General features: G+C 60.1%; 17 protein-coding genes and 1 pseudogene. 13 read left to right on the forward strand and 5 right to left on the reverse strand.

Features of this window, described 5'->3' with window-relative positions; genetic code table 11:
• Positions 1-8: 8 nt before the first annotated feature.
• Positions 9-1013, forward strand: a complete 1005-nt coding sequence (locus LOY43_RS26715) for an aspartate carbamoyltransferase catalytic subunit (protein WP_007913665.1) — start codon at positions 9-11, stop codon at positions 1011-1013.
• Complete coding sequence (locus tag LOY43_RS26720) at positions 1010-2281, forward strand: dihydroorotase (RefSeq protein WP_095125844.1); 1272 nt, start codon at positions 1010-1012, stop codon at positions 2279-2281. The genes LOY43_RS26715 and LOY43_RS26720 overlap by 4 nt, the downstream gene beginning before the upstream one ends.
• Before the next feature lie 102 nt (positions 2282-2383).
• Here the strand turns inward: LOY43_RS26720 and LOY43_RS26725 are convergent, their stop codons facing one another.
• Positions 2384-2815 carry a TM2 domain-containing protein gene (locus LOY43_RS26725; protein ID WP_007913651.1) on the reverse strand — a complete coding sequence of 144 codons (432 nt, stop codon included), beginning with the start codon at positions 2813-2815 and terminating at the stop codon, positions 2384-2386.
• A gap of 248 nt (positions 2816-3063) precedes the next feature.
• Here LOY43_RS26725 and LOY43_RS26730 point away from each other — a divergent pair, with 248 nt between their 5' ends.
• The gene (locus tag LOY43_RS26730) at positions 3064-3681 is read left to right on the forward strand and encodes a C40 family peptidase (protein WP_095049466.1); all 618 of its coding nucleotides are present in this window, start codon (positions 3064-3066) and stop codon (positions 3679-3681) included.
• Between the two features lie 46 nt (positions 3682-3727).
• Here LOY43_RS26730 and LOY43_RS26735 read toward each other — a convergent pair whose 3' ends face one another.
• On the reverse strand, positions 3728-4762 hold the full coding sequence (locus LOY43_RS26735) for a type IV pilus twitching motility protein PilT (protein ID WP_095049465.1): 1035 nt from the start codon (positions 4760-4762) through the stop codon (positions 3728-3730).
• A 56-nt stretch (positions 4763-4818) separates the two neighbouring features.
• On the opposite strand from LOY43_RS26735, the gene LOY43_RS26740 reads away from it, so the two are divergent.
• The 10 genes and pseudogenes from LOY43_RS26740 to LOY43_RS26785 all read left to right on the forward strand — a co-directional run bounded on the left by LOY43_RS26740 (position 4819) and on the right by LOY43_RS26785 (position 11780).
• On the forward strand, positions 4819-5505 hold the full coding sequence (locus LOY43_RS26740; RefSeq protein ID WP_095125843.1) for a YggS family pyridoxal phosphate-dependent enzyme: 687 nt from the start codon (positions 4819-4821) through the stop codon (positions 5503-5505).
• Positions 5506-5528: 23 nt separating this feature from the next.
• Complete coding sequence (gene proC, locus LOY43_RS26745) at positions 5529-6347, forward strand: pyrroline-5-carboxylate reductase (protein ID WP_095125842.1); 819 nt, start codon at positions 5529-5531, stop codon at positions 6345-6347.
• 10 nt (positions 6348-6357) lie between these two features.
• Positions 6358-6948, forward strand: a complete 591-nt coding sequence (locus LOY43_RS26750; RefSeq protein WP_095049462.1) for a YggT family protein — start codon at positions 6358-6360, stop codon at positions 6946-6948.
• Positions 6945-7232: a DUF167 domain-containing protein gene (locus LOY43_RS26755; protein WP_095049461.1), complete on the forward strand. Its 288-nt coding sequence runs from the start codon at positions 6945-6947 to the stop codon at positions 7230-7232. The genes LOY43_RS26750 and LOY43_RS26755 overlap by 4 nt, the downstream gene beginning before the upstream one ends.
• 179 nt (positions 7233-7411) lie before the next feature.
• Positions 7412-8550: pseudogene (locus tag LOY43_RS26760) on the forward strand (homoserine O-acetyltransferase).
• 7 nt (positions 8551-8557) lie between these two features.
• Positions 8558-9178, forward strand: a complete 621-nt coding sequence (gene metW, locus LOY43_RS26765) for a methionine biosynthesis protein MetW (protein WP_258708938.1) — start codon at positions 8558-8560, stop codon at positions 9176-9178.
• A 26-nt stretch (positions 9179-9204) separates the two neighbouring features.
• Positions 9205-9639 (forward strand): DUF4426 domain-containing protein, encoded by a 435-nt coding sequence (locus LOY43_RS26770; RefSeq protein ID WP_095049459.1) that lies wholly within the window; start codon positions 9205-9207, stop codon positions 9637-9639.
• On the forward strand, positions 9636-10232 hold the full coding sequence (gene rdgB, locus LOY43_RS26775; RefSeq protein ID WP_095125841.1) for an RdgB/HAM1 family non-canonical purine NTP pyrophosphatase: 597 nt from the start codon (positions 9636-9638) through the stop codon (positions 10230-10232). Before LOY43_RS26770 ends, rdgB begins: the two co-directional genes overlap by 4 nt.
• A complete protein-coding gene (gene hemW, locus LOY43_RS26780) occupies positions 10229-11434 on the forward strand; it encodes a radical SAM family heme chaperone HemW (RefSeq protein ID WP_095049457.1) in 1206 nt (401 codons plus the stop codon). Before rdgB ends, hemW begins: the two co-directional genes overlap by 4 nt.
• A 22-nt stretch (positions 11435-11456) precedes the next feature.
• Positions 11457-11780 (forward strand): DUF3392 domain-containing protein, encoded by a 324-nt coding sequence (locus tag LOY43_RS26785; protein ID WP_007913629.1) that lies wholly within the window; start codon positions 11457-11459, stop codon positions 11778-11780.
• Positions 11781-11906: 126 nt separating this feature from the next.
• On the opposite strand, the gene LOY43_RS26790 is transcribed toward LOY43_RS26785, so the two are convergent.
• The 3 genes from LOY43_RS26790 to LOY43_RS26800 form a co-directional block, all read right to left on the reverse strand.
• Entirely contained in the window at positions 11907-12695 is a 789-nt protein-coding gene (locus LOY43_RS26790) for a hypothetical protein (protein ID WP_258708939.1), read from the reverse strand.
• A gap of 168 nt (positions 12696-12863) precedes the next feature.
• On the reverse strand, positions 12864-13589 hold the full coding sequence (gene trmB / locus LOY43_RS26795) for a tRNA (guanosine(46)-N7)-methyltransferase TrmB (protein WP_095049455.1): 726 nt from the start codon (positions 13587-13589) through the stop codon (positions 12864-12866).
• Between the two features lie 9 nt (positions 13590-13598).
• Positions 13599-14393 carry a thiazole synthase gene (locus LOY43_RS26800; RefSeq protein ID WP_258708940.1) on the reverse strand — a complete coding sequence of 265 codons (795 nt, stop codon included), beginning with the start codon at positions 14391-14393 and terminating at the stop codon, positions 13599-13601.
• Positions 14394-14439: the final 46 nt, after the last annotated feature.

The following is a 14439-nucleotide window of genomic DNA, read 5'->3' on the forward strand; positions in this document are numbered from 1 at the left end:
CCTTCGCGATGACGCCTCTAGATACCAAGCGCCCGCTGCAGCTCAATGATCAGGGCCAGCTGCGCCACTTCCTCTCGCTCGACGGCCTGCGCCGCGAGTTGCTGACGGAAATCCTCGACACCGCCGACTCGTTCCTCGAAGTCGGTGCCCGGGCGGTGAAGAAAGTCCCGTTGCTGCGCGGCAAAACCGTGTGCAACGTGTTCTTCGAAAACTCCACGCGCACCCGCACCACCTTCGAACTGGCGGCCCAGCGGCTGTCGGCAGACGTAATTACCCTGAACGTGTCGACCTCGTCGGCGAGTAAAGGTGAAACCCTACTCGACACCCTGCGCAACCTCGAAGCCATGGCCGCCGACATGTTCGTCGTACGCCACGGTGATTCCGGCGCCGCGCACTTCATCGCCGAACATGTATGCCCGCAAGTGGCAATCATCAACGGCGGCGACGGCCGTCACGCCCACCCGACGCAGGGCATGCTCGACATGCTCACCATCCGTCGGCACAAGGGCGGTTTCGAAAACCTCTCGGTGGCCATCGTTGGCGACATCCTGCACTCGCGGGTTGCGCGCTCGAACATGCTCGCGCTGAAGACCCTCGGCTGCCCGGACATCCGCGTGATTGCGCCGAAGACCCTGCTGCCGATCGGCATCGAGCAATACGGCGTGAAGGTCTACACCGACATGACCGAAGGCCTGAAAGACGTCGACGTGGTGATCATGTTGCGCCTGCAGCGTGAACGCATGACCGGCGGCCTGTTGCCGAGCGAAGGTGAGTTCTACCGACTGTTCGGCCTGACCACCGCGCGTCTGGCCGGGGCCAAACCCGATTGCATCGTCATGCACCCGGGGCCGATCAACCGGGGGGTGGAAATCGAGTCCGCAGTGGCCGACGGCCCGCACTCGGTGATCCTCAATCAGGTGACCTACGGCATCGCAATTCGTATGGCTGTGTTGTCCATGGCCATGAGCGGGCAAACCGCGCAGCGTCAATTCGAGCAGGAGAACGCCCAGTGAAGCTCAGCATTCTCGGCGCACGCGTCATCGATCCAAGCAGCGGCCTGGATCAAATCACCGACATTCACGTTGAAGCCTGCAAGATCGTCGCCCTCGGCGCGGCCCCGGCCGGTTTCAGCGCAGTAGAAACCATCGACGCCCAAGGCCTCGTCGCCGCTCCAGGCCTCGTCGACCTCAACGTTGCCCTGCGCGAGCCGGGCTACAGCCGCAAAGGTTCGATCATCAGCGAAACCCGCGCTGCTGCGGCCGGTGGCGTGACCAGCCTGTGCTGCCCGCCAAAGACCAAACCGGTGCTCGACACCTCGGCCGTGGCCGAGCTGATCCTCGATCGCGCTCGCGAGGCCGGCAACACCAAGGTGTTCCCGATCGGCGCGCTGAGCAAAGGCCTGGACGGCGAGCAACTGGCCGAACTGGTGGCGCTGCGCGACGCTGGTTGCGTGGCGTTCGGCAACGGTCTGGAGAGCTTCCGCAACACCCGCACCCTGTGCCGAGCACTGGAATACGCGGCGACCTTCGACCTGACGGTGATCTTCAATTCGCAGGATCACGACTTGGCTGAAGGTGGCTTGGCTCACGAAGGCGCTGTCGCCAGTTTCCTCGGCTTACCGGGGATTCCAGAAACCGCTGAAACCGTGGCCCTTGCCCGTGACCTGCTGCTGGTTGAGCAGACCGGCGTACGTGCGCATTTCAGTCAGTTGACCAGTGCTCGCGGTGTTGCCCTGATTGCTCAGGCTCAGGCCCGTGGTTTGAAGGTGACGGCGGATGTCGCGCTGTATCAGTTGATTCTGACTGATGAAGCGCTGATCGACTTCAGCAGCCTGTACCACGTGCAACCGCCGCTGCGTACGCGTGCTGACCGTGATGGCCTGCGTGCAGCGGTGAAGTCCGGTGTGGTCTCGGCGATTTCCAGCCATCACCAGCCGCACGAACGCGACGCCAAACTGGCGCCGTTCGGCGCGACCGAGCCGGGCATCAGCAGTGTTGAACTGTTGCTGCCGCTGGCGATGACGCTGGTTGAGGATGGGTTGCTGGATCTGCCGACCTTGCTGGCGCGTCTGAGTGCAGGCCCGGCTGAAGCGTTGCGTCTGCCGGCCGGCAAACTGGCGGTAGGTGGTGCGGCGGATATCGTGTTGTTCGATCCGCAGGCTTCGACGGTGGCCGGTGAGAACTGGTTGTCGAAGGGTGAGAACTGCCCGTTCATTGGGCACACTTTGCCGGGTGTGGTTCGTTACACCTTGGTGGATGGGCGGATCAGCCACCAGGCTTGATACCGGGTTGCCCCCAATCGCTGGCAAGCCAGCTCCCACAAGGTCTTGCGCTATCTTTGGGTTAGCGCAAAAACCTGTGGGAGCTGGCTTGCCAGCGATGGCTTACTGGAAGGCGCCTCTGCCTTCGGCGTTGCGTACGGATACCTGATCATTCAGCGTCCAGAAGTCATACAGCACCCCCAGAAAGAACAACCCGCCTGTCAGCAGATAGATCAGTCCACTGATCCACTTGCCCTGATACATCCGGTGCACGCCCAGCGCGCCAAGGAACGTCAGCAGAATCCACGCCACGTTGTACTCGATCGGCCCTGCGGTAAAACGCAGATCCGCCTCGCGATCCATTGCCGGGATCAAGAACAGATCGATCAGCCAGCCAATACCCAGCAAACCGAAGGTGAAAAACCAGATCGTCCCGGTCACCGGCTTGCCGTAATAGAAGCGGTGAGCACCGGTAAAACCGAAAATCCACAGCAGATAACCGATGATTTTGCTGTGCGTATCTTGCTGCTGAACAAATTGTTGATAGGGGTTCATGAAGACCTCGATTCACACGATAGATAAATATTCTTGAATTCTTTGTGACTTTTTTACAGGTAGCCGACGTACGGCAAATGTTACCGTTGCTACCGTCAAAGCCTTATAGCACCTGACTTCTGTCCGACAATTGCGTCCATTTGCCGCTTATTTGGTTCCGTTGGCCTCCAACTGAATCGACCAACGGACTCGGAATGAAAAAAAACTCTGTTATAAAGTTGCGCGCTATCACTAAAGAGCCACGCCTAATGCGACCATTTTTCAAGACATGGCTAACCATCTGCCTATTAATGCCACTGGCCGCCCACGCCACCAATCGTGAGCAACGTCTTCCCAACGTTAACGGCTTTACCCCTAAATCCCATGCTTCGGCTCCATCGAGCAAAAGCAGCAAAAGCAAAACCACCACGCTGAGCAGCAAGAGCCACAGCAAGCTGGTGCCACCGATGGCGAGCAAGGAAAGCAGCAATGTGCTGAGCCGTGCGGTGAACGTCCTCGGTACCCCTTATCGTTGGGGCGGCAGCAGCCCAAGTAAAGGTTTTGATTGCAGCGGTCTGGTGAAATACGCGTTCAACGACGCTACGTTCGACCTGCCACGCACCTCCAACGCCATGGCCAGCGGTCACGGCGAGAAAGTCGAGCGCAAGGATCTGAAGCCGGGCGACCTGATTTTCTTCAACATCAAGAGCCGTCGGGTCAACCATGTAGCCATCTACTTGGGCAACGACCGCTTTATCCACGCGCCACGTCGTGGCAAAGCGGTGAGCATCGATACGCTGAACAAGCCGTACTGGCAGCAGCATTACGTGGTTGCCAAGCGTGTGTTGCCGAAAGAGCAAAACCAGATGCGCGTGGTTCAGCGCTAACACCATACCGATCGTTCCCATTCTCCGCGTGGGAACGATCACTCCCTCAGAAATTATCCGGCGTCCGCGCCTTCTCCCGCGCATGCTCGCGGCTGATCAAGCCCTTGGTCAGCAGATCCTTCAGGCACATGTCCAGTGTCTGCATGCCCAACGACCCACCCGTCTGAATCGCCGAATACATCTGCGCCACCTTGTCCTCACGGATCAGGTTACGGATCGCCGACGTGCCCAGCATGATCTCGTGCGCCGCCACCCGCCCGCCGCCGATCTTCTTGATCAACGTCTGCGAGACCACCGCCAGCAACGACTCGGACAGCATCGAACGCACCATCGACTTCTCGTCACCGGGGAACACGTCGACCACGCGGTCGATGGTTTTCGCCGCCGAGGTGGTGTGCAGCGTGCCGAATACCAAGTGCCCGGTTTCGGCAGCGGTCAGCGCCAGGCGAATGGTTTCCAGGTCACGCATCTCGCCGACCAGAATCACGTCCGGGTCTTCACGCAGTGCCGAGCGCAACGCAGTGGCGAAACTGCGGGTATCACGGTGGACTTCACGCTGATTGATCAGGCATTTGCGCGATTCGTGAACAAACTCGATCGGATCTTCGATAGTCAGGATGTGGTGATGCCGGTGGGTATTGAGGTAATCGATCATCGCCGCCAGCGTGGTTGATTTGCCGGAACCGGTCGGCCCGGTGACCAGCACCAGACCGCGCGGCGCATCGGTAATCTTGCGGAAGACGTCGCCCATGGCGAGGTCTTCCATGCTCAGCACTTTCGACGGAATGGTACGGAATACGGCGCCTGCGCCACGGTTCTGGTTGAAAGCGTTGACGCGGAAACGCGCCACACCCGGCACTTCGAAGGAAAAGTCGGTTTCCAGATGTTTCTCGAAGTCGACCCGCTGGGTGTCGTTCATGATGTCGTAGATCAGTTCGTGCACTTGCTTGTGATCCAGCGCCGGCAGATTGATCCGCCGCACATCGCCATCGACACGGATCATCGGCGGCAGACCGGCCGACAGGTGCAGGTCGGAAGCGCCTTGTTTGGCGCTGAAGGCCAGCAGTTCAGTGATATCCATAGCGCTCCTCAATTCCAGTAGAATGCCGCGAACCTTCCGACCGCTGGCGCCTCTTGATGTCCACGATAGCAGACAACATCCAACTGGTTAGTTCGCGCATCCAGGCAGCGGTAACAGCTGCAAACCGCGCTGAAAACAGCGTCCAGTTGCTCGCGGTCAGCAAGACCAAACCCGCCCAGGCCCTGCGCGAAGCATATGCCGCCGGCCTGCGTGACTTTGGCGAGAACTACCTGCAGGAAGCCTTGGGCAAACAGCTCGAACTGGCTGACCTGCCCTTGATCTGGCACTTCATCGGCCCCATTCAATCGAACAAGACTCGCGCCATCGCCGAGCATTTCGACTGGGTGCATTCCGTGGATCGCCTGAAAATCGCTCAACGCTTGTCCGAACAGCGCCCGGCTGAACTGCCGCCGCTGAACATCTGCGTTCAGGTCAATGTCAGCGGCGAAGCCAGTAAATCCGGCTGCACTCCGGCTGACCTGCCGGCATTGGCCGCCGCGATCAGCGCACTGCCGCGCCTGAAACTGCGCGGCCTGATGGCGATTCCCGAGCCGACCGACGACCGCGCCGAGCAAGACGCGGCCTTCGCCGCCGTGCAGAAATTGCAGGCGAGCCTTGATCTGCCGCTCGACACACTTTCCATGGGCATGAGCCACGACCTTGAGTCGGCCATCGCCCAAGGCGCCACCTGGGTTCGTATCGGTACGGCCCTGTTTGGCGCCCGCGACTATTCCCAATCTTGAACGTTTCCAGATAAGGACCACACATGAGCAACACACGTATTGCGTTTATCGGTGCGGGCAACATGGCGGCCAGTCTGATTGGCGGCCTGCGCGCCAAGGGGCTGGAAGCCGGGCAGATCCGTGCCAGCGACCCGGGTGAAGAAACCCGCGCCAAGGTCAGTGCCGAACACGGCATCGAAACCTTCGCCGATAACGCTCAGGCCATCGACGGCGTCGATGTGATCGTACTGGCGGTCAAGCCGCAGGCAATGAAAACCGTGTGCGAAGCGATTCGCCCAAGCCTGAAACCCAATCAATTGGTGGTTTCGATTGCTGCCGGTATCACCTGCGCCAGCATGACTGCGTGGCTCGGCGAGCAGCCGATCGTGCGCTGCATGCCCAACACCCCGGCGCTGCTGCGCCAAGGCGTCAGCGGTTTGTACGCGACCAGCGAAGTGACCGCCGAGCAACGCCAGCAAGCCGAAGAGCTGCTGTCCGCCGTCGGCATCGCCTTGTGGCTGAAGGAAGAACAGCAACTGGACGCCGTGACCGCTGTGTCAGGTTCCGGCCCTGCCTATTTCTTCCTGCTGATCGAAGCCATGACCGCCGCCGGCGTCAAACTCGGCCTGCCGAAAGACATCGCAGAACAACTGACCCTGCAGACCGCACTGGGCGCCGCGCATATGGCCGTCTCCAGCGACGTTGACGCCGCCGAACTGCGCCGCCGCGTGACTTCGCCAAACGGCACCACGGAAGCTGCAATCAAATCATTCCAGGCCAATGGCTTTGAAGCACTGGTCGAAACCGCACTCGGCGCCGCCGCGCACCGCTCGGCCGAAATGGCCGAACAACTGGGCAAATAAGGAGCCTTACATGATTGGATTGAATACCGCAGCGGTTTACGTGCTGCAAACCCTCGGCAGTCTGTACCTGCTGATCGTGCTGCTGCGTTTCGTACTGCAACTGGTGCGGGCGAACTTCTACAACCCGCTGTGCCAGTTCATCGTCAAAGCGACCCAGCCACTGCTCAAACCACTGCGCCGGATCATTCCGAGCCTGTTTGGTCTGGACATGTCGTCGCTGGTGCTGGCGATTCTGGTGCAACTGGCGCTGATGGCGTTGACCCTGCTGCTGACTTACGGCACCACCGGTAACCCGCTGCAACTGTTTATCTGGTCGCTGATCGGCGTGACCGCGCTGTTCCTGAAGATCTTCTTCTTCGCCCTGATCATCAGCGTGATTCTGTCGTGGGTTGCACCGGGCAGCCACAATCCGGGTGCTGAGCTGGTCAACCAGATCTGCGAGCCGGCGCTGGCGCCGTTCCGCAAAATCCTGCCAAACCTTGGCGGTCTGGATCTGTCGCCGATCTTCGCCTTCCTCGCGCTGAAGCTGATCGACATGCTGGTGATCAACAATCTGGCGGCGATGACGATGATGCCGGAAATCCTCCGTCTGCTGATGTGAGCTGGTTTCGATGGGACGGTGACGACTTGATCCTCGAGTGTCACCTGCAACCGGCAGCCCGCAGCGATGACTTCGCCGGGCTGCATGGGGATCGCCTGAAGATTCGTCTGACTGCACCGCCGGTTGAGGGCAAGGCCAATGCTTATCTGATGGGCTTTCTGGCCAAGGCGTTTGGGGTGTCCAAAAGCCAAGTCAGTTTGCTCAGTGGCGAGTTGAACCGGCAGAAGCGAGTGAAGATCTGCTCGCCGAAGAAGTTGCCGGATTTGCCTGACCTAATGCGCTGATCGTTCCCACGCTCCGCGTGGGAATGCATCCCGGGACGCTCCGCGTCCCCTGCCGAAGCGGACGCCGAGCGTCCAATGAGGCATTCCCACGCAGAGCGTGGGAACGAGCGCAGGTAGTTGCTTGCCGCTAACCCCCCCGGTCTTTAGACTTACGCCTCATTTCAACGAGAGCAGGGTCGATGCCAGCTGCCTTTCCCCCGATTCTGTTGGTCTGGTGACGCCGCAAACGGCGCACTTCAGCGAACCTCTGGCCTTGGCCTGTGGCCGTTCGCTGCCCGCTTATGACCTGATCTACGAAACCTACGGCACGCTCAACGCACAGGCGAGCAACGCCGTGCTGATCTGCCACGCCTTGTCCGGCCATCACCACGCCGCCGGCTATCACAGCCCCGACGACCGCAAACCCGGTTGGTGGGACAGTTGCATCGGCCCCGGCAAACCGATCGACACCAGCAAGTTCTTCGTGGTTAGTCTGAATAATCTGGGCGGCTGCAACGGCTCCACCGGCCCCAGCAGCATTAACCCGGAGACCGGCAAGCCATTCGGTGCCGACTTCCCGGTGCTGACCGTGGAGGACTGGGTACACAGCCAGGCGCGCCTGGCCGACCTGCTCGGCATCGGCCAGTGGGCGGCCGTCATCGGCGGTAGCCTCGGCGGCATGCAGGCATTGCAATGGACCATCACTTACCCGGACCGCGTGCGCCATTGTCTGGCTATCGCCTCGGCGCCAAAACTGTCGGCGCAGAACATCGCCTTCAACGAAGTTGCGCGTCAGGCGATCCTCACCGACCCGGAATTCCACGGCGGTTCGTTCCAGGAAGCCGGCGTGATCCCCAAACGCGGCTTGATGCTGGCGCGCATGGTCGGGCACATCACTTATCTGTCCGACGATTCCATGGGCGAGAAATTCGGCCGTGGCCTCAAGAGCGAGAAGCTCAACTACGACTTCCACAGCGTCGAGTTCCAGGTCGAAAGCTACCTGCGTTATCAGGGCGAAGAGTTCTCCGGACGCTTCGACGCCAACACCTATCTGTTGATGACCAAGGCGCTGGATTACTTCGATCCGGCAGCGAACTTCGACGATAACCTGGCGAAAACCTTTGAAAACGCCACGGCCAAGTTCTGCGTGATGTCGTTCACCACCGACTGGCGCTTCTCCCCTGCCCGCTCGCGGGAACTGGTGGATGCACTGATGGCGGCGCGCAAAGACGTCAGCTATCTGGAAATCGACGCACCGCAGGGCCACGACGCCTTCCTGATTCCGATCCCGCGCTATTTGCAGGCGTTCGGCAATTACATGAACCGCATCACGCTGTGAGAAAGCCATGAGAGCAGATCTGGAAATCATCCAGGAATGGATCCCCGCCGGCAGCCGCGTCCTCGACCTCGGTTGCGGTGACGGCGAGCTGCTGACCTGGCTGCGCGACAACAAGAACGTCACCGGTTATGGCCTGGAAAACGACTCCGACAACATCGCCCAGTGCGTGGCCAAAGGCGTCAACGTCATCGAACAGGATCTGGACAAGGGGCTGGGCAACTTCGCCAGCAACAGTTTCGACATCGTCGTCATGACCCAGGCCCTGCAAGCTGTGCATTACCCGGACAAGATCCTCGACGAAATGCTCCGGGTCGGCCGTCAGTGCATCATCACCTTCCCGAACTTCGGGCACTGGCGCTGCCGCTGGTACCTGGCAAGCAAAGGCCGCATGCCGGTGTCCGAGTTTCTGCCGTACACCTGGTACAACACACCGAACATTCACTTCTGCACCTTCGAAGACTTTGAAGAACTTTGCCGCGAACGTGATGCGAAGGTCATTGATCGGCTTGCCGTGGATCAACAGCACCGCCACGGGTGGGCCAGTAAGCTATGGCCTAATCTGTTAGGTGAGATCGGTATCTACCGCGTCAGCAGCCCGCAGCTTGCAGACCACAAAGTCGCGGTCTGAATCCCGTCATTTCGAGGAGCACGATCATGGGTCGTTTAGCGTTGTTGTTATTGACTGCCTGCCTGAGCGCCAGCGCCATGGCGGCCGACGTCATCAAGGGCGAACGCAAGGAAACCTTCGGCGATGTCACGGTGCACTACAACACTTTCAACTCGACGTTTCTGACGCCGGACATCGCCAAGGCGGCTGAACTGATTCGCAGCAAAAATCAGGGCGTGATCAATGTCTCGGTGATCAAGGACGGCAAACCGCTGGTCGCCAATGTCACCGGCACGGTCAAAGACCTGACCAGCCAGAGCGTGCCGCTGAATTTCAAGCAAGTCACCGAGCAGGGTGCGATCTACTACATCGCCCAGTACCCGGTGCCTCAGCAGGAAACCCGCACCTTTGAAATCAAGGTGCAGAACGGCGACAAGATCAACACCATCAATTTCAACCAAGAACTCTTTCCCGGCGAATGATGAACATCAAGCAGCTCGTACTGGCCAGCCATAACGCCGGCAAACTCAAAGAACTCCAGGCCATGCTCGGCGAATCGGTGCAACTGCGCTCGATTGGCGAGTGGAGCAAGGTCGAGCCGGAAGAAACCGGTCTGTCGTTCGTCGAGAACGCGATCCTCAAGGCACGCAACGCCGCACGCATTTCCGGGTTGCCGGCGCTGGCCGACGATTCCGGTCTGGCGGTGGATTTCCTTGGCGGTGCGCCAGGCATCTATTCGGCGCGCTATGCCGACGGCAAGGGCGATGCGGCGAACAATGCCAAATTGCTCGATGCACTGAAAGATGTACCGGAAGCCGAGCGCGGTGCGCAGTTCGTTTGCGTGCTGGCGCTGGTGCGTCACGCTGACGATCCGTTGCCGATTCTCTGCGAAGGCCTGTGGCACGGACGGATACTGAGCGCTGCCAGCGGCGAGCACGGTTTCGGTTATGACCCGCTGTTCTGGGTGCCGGAGCGTGATGTGTCCAGCGCCGAACTGAGTCCGGCCGACAAGAACCAGATCAGCCACCGCGCCCGTGCAATGGATCTGCTGCGCCAGCGTCTGGGCCTGAAATGACCGGTGATTCTTCTGCGTCGTCGCTGATTGTCGGCGGCGCCGCCTCTTCGCCTCGGGCGCCGTTGCCGACGCTGCCGCCCCTGGCGCTGTACATCCACATCCCGTGGTGTGTGCGCAAATGTCCGTATTGCGATTTCAACTCACACACCGCCAGCCCGGTTTTGCCGGAGCAGGAATACGTTGATGCGCTGTTGGCCGATCTCGATCAGGACCTGCACGCCGTGTACGGTCGTGAAATCAGTTCGATCTTCTTTGGTGGCGGCACGCCGAGCCTGTTCAGCGCCGAAGCCCTCGGGCGGCTGCTGGAAGGCGTCGAACAGCGCATTCCGTTTGCCCACGACATCGAAATCACTCTGGAAGCCAACCCCGGGACCTTCGAGCAAGAGAAGTTCGTCGCCTACCGCAAGCTGGGGATCAATCGCCTGTCGATCGGCATCCAGAGCTTCCAGCAAGAAAAGCTCAAGGCGCTGGGGCGGATTCACAACGGTGACGAAGCGGTGCGTGCGGCCGGCATGGCACGTCAGGCCGGGTTCGATAACTTCAATCTCGACTTGATGCACGGTTTGCCCGACCAGTCGCTGGACGATGCCTTGAGCGACCTGCGCCAGGCCATCGCACTGAATCCGACGCACATTTCCTGGTATCAACTGACGCTGGAGCCGAACACCGTGTTCTGGAACCAGCCGCCGGTGCTGCCGGAAGATGACACGCTGTGGGACATTCAAGAGGCCGGGCAAGCGCTGCTGGCGGAACACGGTTATGCGCAATACGAAGTGTCGGCTTATGCCCAGGCGGGCCGGCCGGCGCGGCACAACCTCAATTACTGGAGTTTTGGCGACTTCATCGGCATTGGCGCGGGTGCGCATGGCAAGCTCAGCCACCCGGACGGACGCATCGTTCGCACCTGGAAAACCCGTTTGCCGAAGGACTATCTCAACCCGGCAAAAAGCTTTCAAGCCGGCGAGAAAGCGCTGACCAACGACGAGATGCCGTTCGAGTTTCTGATGAACGCTTTGCGCCTGACCGCAGGCGTCGAATCGCACCTGTATCCTGAGCGCACCGGGCTGTCGCTGGAAAGCCTCGCTGAAGGCCGGGCCGCGGCAGAACAAAGCGGTCTGTTGCAGGTCGAACCGTCACGTCTGGCGGCCACCGAGCGCGGACAGTTGTTCCTCAACGACTTGCTGCAACAATTTCTGAACTGACTTCAGTGCTAAGGGAAAACGCATGGATTTGATACTCGACCTGCTCGCCACCGTCTCCCGCTGGAGCCGCAGCAACCTATCGGAAATCGCTCTGGCCCTGGTGGGCTGCCTGCTGGTGCTGTTCGGCGCCGACTTCAAAGGCTGGGTCGAGCAACGCCTGGGCAGCATCGCCGGCGCCCTGCGCGTGCCACTGATGGCCCTACTGTGCGTGATCGGCAGCGGCGCCGCGCTGATCTACGCCACGCCGTGGGTGATCAAGGGTTTGAGCCAGTTCAACAACTACAGCCTGGCGCCTGTGTTGCTGGTAGTCCTCGTCCTCATCGGCGTAGTCGCCGACCGCCGCTGACTCCGCAAACGCCCCAAAACAACTGTGGGAGCGAGCCTGCTCGCGAAGGCGTCTTAACATCCAACAACATCGTTGATTGTCAGACCGCTTTCGCGAGCAGGCTCGCTCCCACTATTGGGCCTTGGTTCAATGATTCTTCGATAAGCGGCTCTGCGCCTGAAGGATCGCCTTGAGGCCAACGGAATCCTTGCAGCCCAGCGCTATCGCTTTATCGAAGTGTTCGATATTGCCGCTGTCGCGCATATCGCTGCCGTTCACACGAGTCAACGCGAGTATGTAGTAGGCCTCAGCCCGAAACTGGTCTTCGGACAATACCAAGCCAGCTGCGCGGGCTCGCATGGCGGCCATCGGCCCGACCTTGCCGGCAGGCGCCCCGTTTTCTTCGAAACACAGCGAACGTTTGGCCTGCAACGGATAGTCGTCAGCATGCGCATCAGGCTTGAGCAGCAACTGCTCGAGAGACTGCAAGAATTTCAAATGATCAGGATTTTGCGCATCAAATCGTTCATACGCTTTGTCGCACAAATGGTAATAGCCCACCGCAGCCGCTAACACCCCATCATCCATGGCCTGCTGATAAAGACCACAGGTCTGTAAGCGCGTCTGCTCGGAAAACATCGGGTTGTCCTGCAGGCTGGCCAAAAAATAGGTGGCCAGCGTGTGCCCGCCGCCCGACGCATGCTTGAGGTTGTCCACAAGAGCCTCGAGATCACCTTCGGCAACGCGCAACTGTTCAGGGGTGTATTGCACGCTTTCCCCGGCGGCCTCACGCTTGATCCGGTCATTGGCGTCGCGCTCGATCTTTGCCGCCGTTCTCTGCGCACTCGCGAAGTATTCCTCGGGACTGACTACCCGTTCGCACGCTGCGCAACAAATGAGACCCAGAACCAGCGTGCAGGCAAAAATGGCTTTCAAGATTTGTCTTCCTTTACAAATGGGGGCCTCGAGCTGTCGGCGGATCATAGCCAAACTTGAGCAAACTCCAGAAACAACTGAGCTGCGGCACGCTGCGATCTTTGATCTTCAAAATCAAGATCAAAGATCGCAGCGTGCCGCAGCTCCTACAGGGGTGTTGCGTGATGCTTAAGCGAGTTTTTCGAACTTCAGGTCCCACACGCCATGGCCCAGTCGTTCGCCGCGGCGTTCGAACTTGGTGATCGGGCGTTCGGCCGGGCGTGGTACGCACTTGCCGTCTTCGGCGAGGTTGCGGTAGCCCGGGGCGACGTTCATCACTTCCAGCATGTACTCGGCGTACGGTTCCCAGTCGGTGGCCATGTGCAGAATGCCGCCAACCTTCAACTTGCTGCGCACTAGCTCAGCGAACGAGGCCTGAACGATACGGCGCTTGTGGTGACGGCTCTTGTGCCACGGATCCGGGAAGAACAGCATCAGGCGATCGAGACTGTTGTCGGCGATGCAGCGGTTGAGCACTTCGATCGCGTCGCAATCATAGACCCGCAGGTTGGTCAGGCCCTGAGTCAGCACGCCATTGAGCAGCGCGCCAACACCCGGACGGTGAACCTCAACGCCGATGAAGTCCTGATCCGGCGCGGCCGCAGCCATTTCCAGCAGCGAGTGGCCCATGCCGAAACCGATCTCCAGCGAGCGCGGTGCCGAACGGCCGAACACTTGATCGTAATCCACCGGGGTGTCGGCCAGCGGCAGCACGTAAAGCGGCGCGCCCTGATCCAGGCCGCGTTGCTGGCCTTCGGTCATGCGCCCGGCGCGCATCACGAAGCTCTTGATGCGGCGGTGTTGGCGCTCGTCGCCCTCTTCCGTCTGGACAGGCGTGTCGTTCGATTCAGTCATCAATGGCTCTTACTTGATCAGACCATCCAGCGGCGAAGAGGCGCTGGCATAGAGTTTTTTCGGCATACGGCCAGCGAGGTAGGCCAGACGGCCTGCAACGATGGCGTGTTTCATGGCTTCAGCCATCATCACCGGCTGCTGGGCGTGGGCGATGGCCGAGTTCATCAGCACCGCATCGCAACCCAGTTCCATGGCGATGGTCGCATCGGACGCAGTGCCGACACCGGCATCGACCAGCACAGGGATTTTGGCTTCTTCGAGGATGATCTGCAGGTTGTACGGGTTGCAGATCCCCAGACCGGAACCGATCAGACCGGCCAGCGGCATGACCGCGATGCAGCCGATTTCCGCCAGTTGGCGGGCGATGATCGGGTCATCGCTGGTGTACACCATCACGTCGAAGCCTTCCTTGACCAGCGTTTCCGCGGCCTTGAGGGTTTCGATGACGTTAGGGAACAGGGTCTTCTGGTCGGCCAGTACTTCCAGCTTCACCAGGTTGTGGCCATCGAGCAGCTCACGGGCCAGGCGGCAGGTGCGCACAGCTTCGATGGCGTCGTAACAACCGGCGGTGTTCGGCAGGAAGGTGTAGCGCTCCGGCGACAGCACGTCGAGCAGGTTCGGCTCGCCTTCGATCTGGCCCAGGTTGGTGCGGCGCACGGCGAAGGTGACGACCTCGGCACCCGAGGCTTCGATGGCCTGACGGGTTTCTTCCATGTCACGGTACTTGCCGGTACCGACCAGCAAACGCGACTGGTAAGTACGACCGGCCAGCACAAAAGGCTTGTCGCTACGAACGATGCTCATGGGGAATCCTCTTTAGGAGTGAGGGTCTTGCAGAATTCTGTGCCCT

The organism is Pseudomonas sp. B21-041, from assembly GCF_024748675.1.
Classification (GTDB): domain Bacteria; phylum Pseudomonadota; class Gammaproteobacteria; order Pseudomonadales; family Pseudomonadaceae; genus Aquipseudomonas; species Aquipseudomonas neuropathica.